Source organism: Streptomyces sp. P9-A2 (assembly GCF_036634175.1).
In the GTDB taxonomy this organism is placed as follows: Bacteria; Actinomycetota; Actinomycetes; order Streptomycetales; family Streptomycetaceae; genus Streptomyces; species Streptomyces pratens.
Genome location: NZ_JAZIFX010000001.1, coordinates 3,322,851 through 3,334,870 on the forward strand (window position 1 = coordinate 3,322,851; position 12,020 = coordinate 3,334,870).

The 12,020-nt window shown below is 68.0% G+C and carries 12 protein-coding genes; 3 read left to right on the forward strand and 9 right to left on the reverse strand.

The window, feature by feature from the left end; translation table 11 throughout:
• From V4Y04_RS14930 to V4Y04_RS14950, 5 genes are all read right to left on the reverse strand, one after another.
• On the reverse strand, positions 1 to 1,269 hold the full coding sequence (locus tag V4Y04_RS14930) for a putative T7SS-secreted protein (protein ID WP_332428359.1): 1,269 nt from the start codon (positions 1,267 to 1,269) through the stop codon (positions 1 to 3).
• Positions 1,266 to 1,568: a hypothetical protein gene (locus V4Y04_RS14935; protein ID WP_332428361.1), complete on the reverse strand. Its 303-nt coding sequence runs from the start codon at positions 1,566 to 1,568 to the stop codon at positions 1,266 to 1,268. Before V4Y04_RS14935 ends, V4Y04_RS14930 begins: the two co-directional genes overlap by 4 nt.
• Positions 1,569 to 1,594: 26 nt before the next feature.
• Positions 1,595 to 2,674 carry a hypothetical protein gene (locus V4Y04_RS14940; RefSeq protein WP_332428363.1) on the reverse strand — a complete coding sequence of 360 codons (1,080 nt, stop codon included), beginning with the start codon at positions 2,672 to 2,674 and terminating at the stop codon, positions 1,595 to 1,597.
• Positions 2,662 to 3,315, reverse strand: a complete 654-nt coding sequence (locus V4Y04_RS14945; RefSeq protein ID WP_332428364.1) for a hypothetical protein — start codon at positions 3,313 to 3,315, stop codon at positions 2,662 to 2,664. Before V4Y04_RS14945 ends, V4Y04_RS14940 begins: the two co-directional genes overlap by 13 nt.
• 816 nt (positions 3,316 to 4,131) lie before the next feature.
• Positions 4,132 to 4,758 carry a Uma2 family endonuclease gene (locus V4Y04_RS14950; protein ID WP_443080018.1) on the reverse strand — a complete coding sequence of 209 codons (627 nt, stop codon included), beginning with the start codon at positions 4,756 to 4,758 and terminating at the stop codon, positions 4,132 to 4,134.
• A gap of 111 nt (positions 4,759 to 4,869) precedes the next feature.
• Between V4Y04_RS14950 and V4Y04_RS14955 the strand changes: the two genes are divergently transcribed.
• Entirely contained in the window at positions 4,870 to 5,160 is a 291-nt protein-coding gene (locus V4Y04_RS14955) for a hypothetical protein (protein WP_332428366.1), read from the forward strand.
• Positions 5,161 to 5,235: 75 nt separating this feature from the next.
• Here V4Y04_RS14955 and galK read toward each other — a convergent pair whose 3' ends face one another.
• The 3 genes from galK to galT are packed head-to-tail and all read right to left on the reverse strand — an operon-like array spanning position 5,236 to position 8,574.
• Positions 5,236 to 6,414, reverse strand: a complete 1,179-nt coding sequence (gene galK, locus V4Y04_RS14960; protein ID WP_332432850.1) for a galactokinase — start codon at positions 6,412 to 6,414, stop codon at positions 5,236 to 5,238.
• Between the two features lie 58 nt (positions 6,415 to 6,472).
• Positions 6,473 to 7,492, reverse strand: a complete 1,020-nt coding sequence (galE, locus tag V4Y04_RS14965) for a UDP-glucose 4-epimerase GalE (protein ID WP_332428367.1) — start codon at positions 7,490 to 7,492, stop codon at positions 6,473 to 6,475.
• Entirely contained in the window at positions 7,489 to 8,574 is a 1,086-nt protein-coding gene (galT, locus tag V4Y04_RS14970) for a galactose-1-phosphate uridylyltransferase (RefSeq protein ID WP_332428368.1), read from the reverse strand. The genes galE and galT overlap by 4 nt, the downstream gene beginning before the upstream one ends.
• Before the next feature lie 235 nt (positions 8,575 to 8,809).
• Between galT and V4Y04_RS14975 the strand changes: the two genes are divergently transcribed.
• Together V4Y04_RS14975 and V4Y04_RS14980 are read left to right on the forward strand one after the other, a co-directional pair.
• Positions 8,810 to 10,567, forward strand: a complete 1,758-nt coding sequence (locus tag V4Y04_RS14975; protein ID WP_332428369.1) for a sodium:solute symporter family protein — start codon at positions 8,810 to 8,812, stop codon at positions 10,565 to 10,567.
• Positions 10,568 to 10,588: 21 nt separating this feature from the next.
• Positions 10,589 to 11,002 (forward strand): hypothetical protein, encoded by a 414-nt coding sequence (locus V4Y04_RS14980; protein WP_443080019.1) that lies wholly within the window; start codon positions 10,589 to 10,591, stop codon positions 11,000 to 11,002.
• Between the two features lie 154 nt (positions 11,003 to 11,156).
• Here the strand turns inward: V4Y04_RS14980 and V4Y04_RS14985 are convergent, their stop codons facing one another.
• Positions 11,157 to 11,849 carry a helix-turn-helix transcriptional regulator gene (locus V4Y04_RS14985; RefSeq protein ID WP_332428370.1) on the reverse strand — a complete coding sequence of 231 codons (693 nt, stop codon included), beginning with the start codon at positions 11,847 to 11,849 and terminating at the stop codon, positions 11,157 to 11,159.
• Positions 11,850 to 12,020 lie beyond the last annotated feature (171 nt).

A 12,020-nucleotide genomic window follows, 5' to 3' on the forward strand; every position in this document is an offset into this window, starting at 1 on the left:
TCACTTCTCCTGTTGCGCAACACGGTCCTTCTCTCTCCCAGCCTTCCAGGCGTTCTCGAACCCCACGAGGAGGAATCCGCCTCCGCCAGGCATGACAAGTTCAGCCTTCTGACGGTCGTTCTGTGGGGCGAAGTAGCCCAGTGCCGTCGGATCGGCGATGAAGGAAGCAACGGTGTCCACCAACCCAAAATTGGCAGAGGCATCGGCGACACGGCTTCCGGCGACAACCGCGGTCACCCCCTTGAACGCGAGTCCAAACGGGAGGGTTCCCAGCACGTCCTGCGCGAGAGTTCGGTTGGAGACCACCTCCTCACCTCCCACTGCACGGGCCGTGCCATGAAGCGCAAGGGCCCCAGCGGCGAAGCCGCCCGACACCATGCCCACCGTTCCCGCTGCCACGGCGAGAGGCGGAAAGAACACGCTAAGACCGAGCATCACAAGCGAGATCGCGCCTAGCGCAGCACTCACAGTCGCCAGTACGTCTCCGAGGGCTGCGATGGTGTAAGCGTGGTCCGCGAGCCACTTGACCGCTTCGGCCACCGCCGCGCTGACGGCCTCGGCAATGAGGTCGTCGAGCTTACCGAGGACTTTCCCGATGTCGACAATGGCGTCGCCCAGTTTGTCCAGCAAACCCGGCTCGTTCGGCGCGATGTTCATCGCCTTGTCGAGGCGCCGTGCGACGGTTCGACCTTCCAGGTCGTAGTCAGTGGCCAGCTTCCGGGCCTGGGCGCGGATCCGTTCGAGGTCGGATTCCGCTGTACTGGCCGCCAGTTGTGCCGCGGAACGGTCCTTCTCTGCCTTCTCCTGCTTGCGGGCCTCCGCGTCGTCCTTCGGCGGCAGGTCAAGCAGTGGTTTGGGCGGCAGCCCGGACAGCCGGTCCTTCGCCGCGCGCAGGGCGTCCTGCGCGTCCTGCGCCCGGCTCTCCAAGACCTCTGCCTTGCGTTGCCAGGTCGGCATCTCGTCGGCCCAGCCCGTCAACGCCCCCGCAGCCTTGCCGAAGGATCGTTTCGCCTTGTCGACTTTGGGCCGGAAGTCGTCATCGAACTGTTCACGGAATGCGTCTGCGTGACGTCCCTTCCAATCACCGTCTCCGGTGCTGTGCAGGACGTCGGATATATCGTCCAGCGCCTTGGCTGTGCGCTGTACGATGTTCGCCACGTGCTTAGCGGCGTGGGGGTCGCCCGGGCAGGGCACGAATTCCAGAGCCGGGTACTTTTCCTTCAGCGGTGAGGTCTGCGTGGGCGAGGTCCACGAGAACGGGTCACTCACGCGTGCCCCTCCCGCGCCTTGCGCAGTTCCTTGGCCAGAGTTTCGTCCATTTCCTCGAATGCCTTCTGCATCTTGTCGAGGGCCTTGACCGCCGCACCGGAGTACTTCTTGATCTGTTTGACTCCGTAGGACCACTCGTCCCCGAAATCATTCATACGTGACGCCAGCGTGTCCACGCCCATGGAAGCGCCGTCGACTTCTTCCATCTCCCGACCTGGTCGCTCCATGATCTCGCCGATGCGCTCGATATTGCCGCGCACGCGCTTGAGCACATCGAAGTCGATGTAGATGTCGCTCATCATTTCCCCGTTCCCCGGCCTCTGGTTCAGCGGTTGATGGACTGGATCTCCTGAACCGCCATGTCCTGAGTCGTTTCGAAGGTGCCGTCCGGCAGGTCGCCTTGAGCGCCGCCGGAGCCTTCCCAGGAGATCTCCCAAGTGATCGATGCCTTCAAGCGGTACGGCTCGCCGTTCGTGGCGCGTAGGTACCTGATGCCGCACGGCGGCGTCCTGTCGATTTCGCTCTTGGCGTACGGCGTGCCGATGGAGCCGTCCCGGTTGATCTCACAGTCACCGGACACCGGGTACGTCTCGGCGTCTTCGGTGCCGGGGTCCAGGCGTAGGGCGACCGGCTTGGCCGTCGTCTCGGCCCACACTCCAGTGTTCGGCAGTTCGGCCCGCACCAGAACTTCCTTGAAGGTTCCCTTGTCCAGCCAAACCCAGGTCGGCAGGTTCACAATAGACCTTGCCGCGGGCTTCAGTTCGATCCTGGTCCCTGGAACCTCGATCCTGTCGTAGGCGTAGGCAGCGAGGATGTCCGGGGTGGGTGCGTGGTCGTCCGGGAGGGTGTTTGCGTCCTGCCAGAACAGGTTGCGCTCGCAGTCGTAGGAGTCGATGTCGTTCTGTCGACTCTCGTTGATCACTCCACGCCAGAAGTAGCCGTCCTCGCCCAGATTGAAATCCCTGTAGCCCTCTCCGTCTGCCTGCCCCTCACCCTTCTCATAGTGGTCGACCATGAGGCCCTTGCCCCAACTGAGCGTCGGGGTGACAGGAACCAGGTTCCCGCCCTCCTTCAGCCGTTCCACAGCGCCCTTCAACTGTTCGGGGGTGGCTACGGGTTCATACCAACACGCCGGAGGCTCCCAGTTGGGATCCACGGGGGCGAACGCCCTCGCAGATGCTCCGGAGCCACCGCCCGAGAGCTGTGTGATCTTGATGCCAGAGGCTCCGGCCTCAGCAGTAAGTGAGCTACCGGAGGCGCTACCGGAGGGACCCCTGGACGGCGTACTAGGAGCCATGTCATCCGCCTCCCCATAGCCATAAGCCTCGGTGATCGGCACCGTCAGTACTACGGCTGTCAGTGACGCAAGAACCAACCCTCTGTTTGTCCTCTTCACTTCCCGCATGCCCCGCGTTCGGTCTCAACCGACCTGGTCTTCCACAGCCCTTGGGAGGTCTTCTGCAGCGTGGTGCGGTACTGAAGGTACGGGTTGACGTCAGCGGGGGTGCCCACGACCTTGCCGGTCGCACGGTTCTTGGTCGAGGCCTTGCCTTCGTTCACGCAGTAGAACAGGACACCCAGTCCCTGGCCGTTCACACGAACCTGTGCGTCGAAGATGTCGACCTTGCCGACCAGGCTGTCGTCGGTCTTGATGAAACCGTTGATCCAGGCACGGGCCGATTCCAGTGCGGAACCTTCGTTGTAGAAGGACACATAGTCGGCGTCGGGGTCCGCCTCGATGACCGCCGCGTGACTGGCACGCAGCGCTTCCTGACCGTCATCCAGGATCGCCTGCAGCTTTGGATCGGAGTTCGCCCAGTCCTCGAAGGTCATCGCGAAGGTCGAGGGGAGCGGGATCTCCGGTCGCTCGATTCCGCGTGCCGCAGTCGTGGGGGAAGGACTGGCTGTTGCCTTGCCGCCACCGGTGTCCACTCCCTTGATGTCGTCCGGCGACGCGTCATCGTCTCCTCCGGAGCCGCAGGCTGTGAGGAACAGAGCCGCGCAAGCGGTGAACGCGGCTGTCACGAGCCGGGCGGAGCGGTTCACTGGGGACTCCCGTCAAGATGGCATGCACAAGCAAACCAACGCTATCCACACTGCGAGCGGGGCACCAAGTGGATCCTGTCCAAGATCCGGCCAACGTGTACGTGGGTGAACGGCTTTGCTGGCCGGCACCCCCTCGGGCCGGAGGTCGGGCGAGACCCGCCGAAGTCCGGACAGGCGCTTCCCGGATACGGAGTGGAACGCCCGGGGCACCGTGAATTCGACACCATCCAGGGGCCCCGATCGCCATGACCGCACAGTCGGCGGACTTCGGCCCGCCCCAGTTCCCGCCCATGCGCACCATGGGCGAGCTTCGCGCGGCCCTCACCATGAGTCACGGCTTCCCCGCCGATGCCAACGGCTTCGAGGCCGAACTCGCCCGCGAGATCAACCATGCCGATCCCGACGGTCTCAACGGGGTGGCCCGGCCAGCCGAGGAGTTTCGCGGTCGGATCGTCGCGCGTCAGGACCCCGGCTGCGACTCCTCGGTTTCCGCTGCCGTCGCCGGGATTCGGGCTGCTCGAGGGACCGCTCGGTGGCCGGGGAAGTCTCCGCCTACGCCGTGCGGGTCACCTCATCGATGGATCTCGTCTGCTGTGACTCCCAGGAGCGTCGGCTCAGATCGTGAGATCTGGCTGAGCCGCCGGCGGCAGGTGAGGGCTGCGGCCACGCCGCGAGAAGCAGCGGCAGCAGCGGTGCGTCACCTGCCCTCCGAACTCGGCCCTGTCGTATTCGGGGCCGAGCAGACCGAGGATCGATACGGACCCGATTCATAAACCCGGTTGAGCGGCGGCACCGAATTGCCGGGGGCGGGATCGGTCAGAACGCGTCGAGCGCTTCCGAGGTGATGTCGATGTCGATGTCGTACGGCGCACCGAGCTTGAGCAGTTCACGCCGGGTACCGGTCAGGTCGTAGGCCTTGGTCACCGGGTCGAGTTCGTAGACCCGGACGACCGGGTGCCGGTCCGCGCCGCCCGTCTCGACCAGCCAGAAGTGCGGGATGCCCGCAGCGGCGTACTTGCGCGGCTTGGTGTCGCGGTGACGGGCCTCTGAATCCGGGGAGATCACTTCGACGGCGAGCAGGACGTCCGCGGCCTGGAAACGGGTCTGTTCCCCGCCGGTGACGGCCTCGGCGCGCACGACGGAGATGTCGGGTTCCGGTCCGTTGCGGCGGTCCAGGACGATGGTCATCTCCCGGACGGCCTTCATGTCCTTGGGGACCGTGCGGCGCAGCCCGGCCGTCAAAAGGTCGATCATGGTGCTGTGGAAATACCGCTGCGGACTCACGAAAACCAGGCTCCCGTCGATCAGCTCGGTGTGCGGCGGGAGGTCGGGCAACGTGTACAGGTCGTCCACGGTGTATCCGTCCCGGGGCGGCCCCGGCCAGCGGCAGCCGGGCTCGGCGGTCGGCTCGGCAAGGGGCTCGGCGGTCATGGTTCCTCCCATGGGTGGGATTCTCGGCCTGCCCGTCCACGGTAGCCGCCGGTTTCGTTGATCGTCGTCACAAAGGGTGACGACAGAGGCCGCGGGGCGCTCCTCGGACGGGATCGCACCCTGATGGCCTCGTGGATCCTCTCCGTGCGCACCGTCGGCGAGCTGCGTGCCGCCCTCGTCATGGGCTACGGCTTCCCCGGCGATGCCGACGACTGCCAGGCCGAGCCGGCCGGTGAGGTCAACCGTGCCGACCCCGCCGGCCTCTCCGGCGTCGTCCGCCTCGTCGAGGAATCCCGCGGCCGGGTCATGGCCCGGCAGGGCTCGGCTTTCGACACCGCTGCAGCCGCAGCCGTCGCCGAGATTCAAACGGCCCGCAGGACTGCCCGGACGTCCCTCCGCCCGAACCCGGCCTGATCCGCGTCGCTCTCGTGTCGCCTGTGCGCTTCACGGGCGGTGACGCCGGGGCTTGACCGGCACCACCGGCCCGCTTCAGCGCACCCGCCGCGCCCCCGCCGAAGGCACCGCCTCGAAGACGCGGGGGGTCTTGAAGCCTGCCGCCGCGAAGGCGTTCTCCACCGCCTTGGTGATGGCGTCCACGTCGGTCGCCTCGGCCAGGACGATGGCCGAGCCGCCGAAGCCGCCGCCGGTCATGCGGGCGCCGAGGGCGCCGGCGACGACGGCCGTGTCGACGACCAGGTCGAGTTCGGGGCAGGAGACGCGGAAGTCGTCGCGCAGGGAGGCGTGGCCGGCGGTGAGGACGGGGCCGATGGCGCGGGTGTCGCCGGATTCCAGGAGGGCGACGACCTGGTCCACCCGCGTGTCCTCCGTCACCACGTGGCGGACCAGGCGGCGGACCTCCTCCTCGTCGCCCAGCCGCTCCAGCGCCGCGTCGAGTCCGGCGTGCGGGACGTCCCGCAGGGCGTCGACGCCCAGCAGGGCCGCGCCCTGCTCGCAGCCGGCGCGGCGTTTGCCGTACTCGCCCTCGCTGTGGCTGTGCTTGACCCGGGTGTCGACGACCAGCAGGCGCATGCCCTCGGCGGCCAGGTCGAAGGGGATCTGCCGCTGGGAGAGGTCACGGGTGTCGAGGAACAGGGCATGGCCGCTCTCGCAGCAGGCGGACGCCGTCTGGTCCATGATGCCGACGGGGGCGCCGACGTACATGTTCTCCGCGCGCTGGCACAGGCGGGCCAGTTGCCAACCGCGCAGGCCCAGTGCGTACAGGTCGTTGAGGGCGAGGGCGACGACGATCTCCAGGGCCGCCGAGGAGGACAGGCCGGCGCCGGCCGGGACCGTCGAGGCGAGGTGGATGTCGGCGCCGGTCACGGCGTGGCCGGCCTCGCGCAGGGCCCAGACGACGCCCGCCGGGTAGGCGGTCCAGTTCTTGTCCGTGCCGGGGGTGAGGGAGTCGACCGTGACCTCCACGACGGGTGCGGCCACGTCGGCGGAGTGCAGGCGCAGGACGCCGTCGTCGCGCCGGGAGACCGCCGCGACCACGGTGTGCGGCAGGGCGAACGGCATGACGAAGCCGTCGTTGTAGTCGGTGTGCTCACCGATGAGGTTGACCCGGCCCGGTGCCGCCCAGACGCCCTGCGGTTCGGCTCCGTACAGCTCCCGGAATCGCTCGCCGACCACTCCCGCGGCCGCCTCGTCGGCGATGGACTCGCTCATGCCCTGCCCCTGACTCTTCGTCATCCTGAATGTCCTGCTACTGCTCGGCCTGCTACTGCTACTGCTTGTTCTGCTGCTGCCCCTGCTGCTGCCCCTGCTGCTGCCGCTGCTGCTGCCGCTGCTGCTGCCGCTGCGCGAACTCCCACGCGTCCGCGACGATCCCGGCGAGGTCCGAGCGGGACGGCTTCCAGCCCAGTTTCTCGTGGGCCGCGGCGGCCGACGCCACCAGGACCGCCGGATCGCCGCCCCGGCGGGGGGCCACGGCCTCGGGGATCGGATGGCCGGTGACCCGGCGGACCGTCTCGACGACCTCGCGGACCGAGAAGCCGTTGCCGTTGCCGAGGTTGCAGATGAGGTGTTCGCCGGGCGTCGCCGCGGTCAGGGCCAGCAGGTGGGCCTCGGCCAGGTCGGCGACGTGGATGTAGTCGCGGACGCAGGTGCCGTCCGGCGTCGGGTAGTCGTCGCCGTAGACGTTGATCGCGTCGCGGCGGCCCTGGGCGACCTGGAGGACGAGCGGGATCAGGTGGGACTCGGGGTCGTGCCGTTCACCGCAGTGGCCGTACGCGCCGGCCACGTTGAAGTAGCGCAGGGAGACCGCGCCCAGGCCGTGGGCCGCCGCCTCGCCGGTGATCATGTGGTCGACGGCGAGCTTGGAGGCGCCGTAGGGGTTGGTGGGGCGGGTCGGGGCGGACTCGACGATCGGGACCTGTTCGGGCTCGCCGTAGGTGGCCGCGGTGGAGGAGAAGACCAGCCGGCGCACGCCCGCCTCGCGCATGGCGCCGAGCAGGGCCATGGTGCCGCCGACGTTGTTGTCCCAGTACTTCTCGGGCTTCACGACCGACTCGCCGACCTGGGAGAACGCGGCGAAGTGCAGGACGCCGTCGAAGGAGGGGTCGAGCCAGGTGGCGGCGTCCCGGATGTCGCCCTCGACGAAGGAGGCACCGGCCGGGACGGCCTCGCGCACGCCGGTGGAGAGGTTGTCGAGGACGACGACCTCGTGGCCGGCCTCCAGCAGATGCTGGGCGACGACGCTGCCGACATAGCCCGCGCCGCCGGTGACCAGGTACTTCCCGCTCATGAACTCGCTACCTCTCGCAGTCGCTCGGCCGCGCGTTCCGGCGGCACGTCGTTGATGAACACGTTCATGCCGGACTCGGAACCCGCGAGGAACTTCAGCTTGCCGGATGTACGGCGAATGGTGAAAAGCTCGAGGTGGAGCGCGAAGTCGTCGCGCGTGACCCCGTCGAACTCCTCCAGCGTGCCGAACGGGGCCTGGTGCCAGGCCGCGATGTACGGGGTCGCGGACTCGCCCGCGGTGTCCTCCCCTCCGTCCCGCCCGTCGAAGATCCGGTCGAACCGCCGCAACAGTTCCAGGTAGACCTGGGGAAACTCGGTGCGTGCCGCCTCGTCGAGCCCGAGCAGGTCGGGCACCCGGCGCCGGGGATACAGGTGGACCTCGTAGGGCCAGTGCGCGGCGTACGGCACGTAGGCGACCCAGTGGTCGCTCTCCAGGACGATCCGCTCCCCGGCCAGTTCCTCCGCCAGGACGGTGTCGAACAGATTTGCCCCGCCGGTTGCCTCCTTGTGTGCGGCCATCTGGCGGAGCATCAGGGAGGTGCGGGGGGTGGTGAAGGGGTAAGCGTAGATCTGCCCGTGCGGGTGCTGGAGGGTGACGCCGATCTCGGCCCCCCGGTTCTCAAAACAGAACACCTGTTCAACGGAGGGCAGATGGGACAGTTCCGACGTCCTGTCCGTCCACGCGTCCAGGACCAGGCGTGCCTGCTCCTCGTTCAGGGAGCCGAAGGAGGCGTTGTGGTCGGAGGTGAAGCAGACGACCTCGCAGCGGCCGGAGTCGCCGGCCAGGGAGGGGAAGCGGTTCTCGAAGACCACGACGTCGTACGAGGAGTCCGGGATCTCGCTGAGCCGGTCGCCCTCGGAGGGGCACAGGGGGCATTCACCGGCCGGCGGATGGTAGGTGCGGCCCTGACGGTGGGAGGCGATGGCCACGGAGTCGCCGAGCAGCGGATCGCGGCGGATCTCGGACGTCGTGACGGTGGTGTCCAGCGGGCGGCGGTCGGCCGCGTCGCGCACGGTGTCGTCACTGAGGTCGTAGTAGATGAGTTCGCGACCGTCGGCCAGTCGGGTCGAGGTCTTCTTCACGCCGGACGCTCCATTCGAGCCGTTCACTGCACAGTCTTCACTTCACGGTCTTCACTTCATGGTTTTCACTGCATCATCTTCACCCTGTTTCAACATAACCCAACACACCAAAACACAACTCACCAGGACCGTCAACATCACCATCAAACAAAAAGCGTCAGCGGGCGTGTTCGATCAGTGAAATCGGAGGCATAGATTCCGCGACGTATCGGTTCGCGCAACGAAGCGAGTACTCATGCAGACCCCCACACATCTGCCTGCACCGTTCACCCCACACCTCACTTCCCCCACCGGTCCCATTGGCCCCACCGATCCCACCGGCCCGCTCCACCTCGCCGCCGAGCTGCGGCTCCCCACCAACTGGCTCGACTACCTGATCCTCGGGATCTACTTCGTCGTCGTCCTCGGCATCGGCTTCGCGGCCCGCCGGTCGGTGAAGACCAGCCTCGACTTCTTCCTGTCCGGCCGCTCCCTGCCCGCCTGGGTCACCGGTCTGGCCTTCGTCGCCGCCAACCTGGGCGCCACCGAGATCCTGGGCATGGCCGCCAACAGCGCGCAGTACGGCGTCTACACCACGCACTGGTACTGGCTCGGCGCCATCCCGGCGATGGTCTTCCTCGGCCTGGTGATGATGCCGTTCTACTACGGCTCCAAGGTCCGCTCGGTCCCCGAGTTCCTGCTGCTGCGCTTCGACAAGGCGGCCCACCTGCTCAGCTCGGTCCTGTTCGCCTGCGCGGCCATCCTCATCGCCGGCGTCAACCTCTACGCGCTGGCGATCGTGGTCGAGGCGCTGCTGGGCTGGCCGCAGTGGGTGGCCATCGTGGTCGCCGGCTTCTTCGTCCTCGCCTACATCACCCTCGGCGGTCTCTCCTCGGCCATCTACAACGAGGTGCTGCAGTTCTTCGTCATCCTCGCCGCGCTCATCCCGATCACCGTGCTCGGGCTGAGGAGTGTCGGCGGCTGGGACGGGCTGTCGGACTCCCTGACCGAGTCCCGCGGCGCCGACTTCATGACGGCCTGGGGCGGCACCGGCATCGGCAGCGACAACCCGCTCGGCGCCAACTGGCTGACCATCGTCCTCGGCCTCGGCTTCGTCCTGTCCTTCGGCTACTGGACGACCAACTTCGCCGAGGTGCAGCGTGCCCTGTCCGCGAAGAACCTCTCCGCGGCCCAGCGCACCCCGCTCATCGCCGCGTACCCGAAGATCTTCATCGTCTTCCTGGTGATGATCCCGGGCCTGGTCGCGGCCGTCCTGGTGCCCAAGATCGGCACCGCGGACTCGGATCTCCAGTACAACGACGCCATCCCCTACCTCATGTCCCAGCTGCTGCCCAACGGTGTCCTGGGCATCGCGGTGACCGGTCTGCTGGCCGCGTTCATGGCGGGCATGGCTGCCAACATCTCGTCCTTCAACACGGTGTTCACCACCGACATCTGGGCGCGGTACGTGGTGAAGGACCGCGAGGACGGGTACTACGTCGGCTTCGGCCGGCTGATCACCGTGGTCGGGGTCATGGCGTCGATCGGCACGGCCTTCCTGGCCTCGTCGTTCTCGAACATCATGAGCTACCTCCAGACGCTGTTCTCCTTCTTCAACGTGCCGATGTTCGTGGTCTTCATCATCGGCATGTTCTGGAAGCGGGCGTCGATGAAGTCCGGCTTCTGGGGGCTGATCGCCGGCACCACCGCCGCGATGGTCAACTACTTCGTCCTCTACAAGCAGGGCATCGTCGGCATCCCCACCGACCAGGGCGCCAACTTCGTCTCCGCGATCGCGGGCTTCGTCGCCGGCGCGGTGGTCATGGTCGTGGTGACGCTGTTCACCGCGCCCAAGCCGGCCGAGGACCTCCAGGGCCTGGTCTACGGCACCACCTCGCCCGGCATGGCCGAGCCGCCCGCCGCGGGCGACGACGCCTGGTACCGCAAGCCCGCGCTGCTCGGCTGGGGTGCGGTGATCCTGGCGGCCGCCTGCTACATCCCGTTCTCGTTCTGACCGCGGGAGGATTGAGAGACCATGTCCGACCACCACTCCGCATCCCCGTCCGGCTCCGGCTCCGACCCCCACTCAGGTTCCTCGTCCGGAGGCGACCCCGCGCGCCGCTCGGCCCACTACTCGGACAAAGAGCTCCAGGAGGAGGTCTCCGAACTGGAGACCAAGTCCGCGACCGCCGCCCGCCTCTTCGACATCCGCCGCCTCATCGGAGGGCTGTTCGTGGTGTACGGCGTCATCATCACGATCGCGGGCATCACCGCGTCCGACGCGGACATCGACAGGGCCGAGGGCCTCAACATCAACCTGTGGACCGGCCTGAGCATGCTGGCCCTGGGCCTGTTCTTCCTCGTCTGGCTGAAGCTGCGGCCCATCGCTCCCCCACTCCTGCCCCCGGACGCCACGGACGCGGTACAGGAGCGACAGCAAGGCGACTGAGCACACGGCGGGGCGGCTGATCACCCGTGCGCGGCGGGACGTCCGGGGACGCGCGGCGCGGCGGGGCGGGGAGGTCCGCGGTACCGGCGGCACAGGCACAGGCACCGGCACCGGCACCACGGGCGTCCCGCCCCGTGAGGGCCCTCACCCGCCCTCACTCCTCGGGCGACACCGTCCCTCCCACCGGGCCCGCCCGGTCCAGCAGCCCCGTCCGGGCAGCCAGCGCCGCGGCCTCCAGCCGGGAGCCCACGCCGAGTTTCATCAGGACGCGCTGTACATGCGTCCGCGCCGTGGACGGTGCTATGCCCATGCCCGCCGCGATCAGCCGGGTGTCCTCTCCCTCGGCGACCCTGACCAGGACCTCCACCTCCCGCGGGGTCAGCATCCGCAGCAGCCGCTGGCCCTCGTCGTCCGGCTGGACCGCCGGGTTCAGCAGTTCCCCGAACGCGCCCTGCAGCAGTTGCGGCGCCACCGCCGCCTCCCCCGCCCGCGCCTTCATGATCGCCCGTTCGACGCCCTCGATGCGTTCGTCGTGCCGCACATAGCCGGACGCGCCCGCCGCGAACGCCGCCGCGATCCCCCGGGGACTGGGCACCGGGCCCAGCACCAGCACCGCCACCTGCGGCCGTTCCCGCTTGATCTTCACCACCGGGTCGAAGATCCCGGGCTCCGCCGGTGCCGCCGTCCCCAGCAGGCACACCTCCGGCGCTCTGCTGATCACCAGGTCCGCCGCCCCCGCCACCGGTGCCGCCGCGGCCAGCACCCGGTGCCCCCGCAGCTTCAACGCCGAGGCCAACGCCTCCGCGAGCAGCCGGTGGTCGTCGACCACCATCAACCGCACGCCCATCGATCATCCCCCCCAAAAAAAACCGCGAGCGCACCCCCGTGCGCCGCCTCCCCGTCCGGTCCCGGAAGCTACACGCTTGTTCGACGTCGCGCTCCCCCTACCGGCGAGAATCGCCCCGGAACGCCGAAATTCTCGTATTCGTCAACCATGGACATCCGATGAGCGGTACGC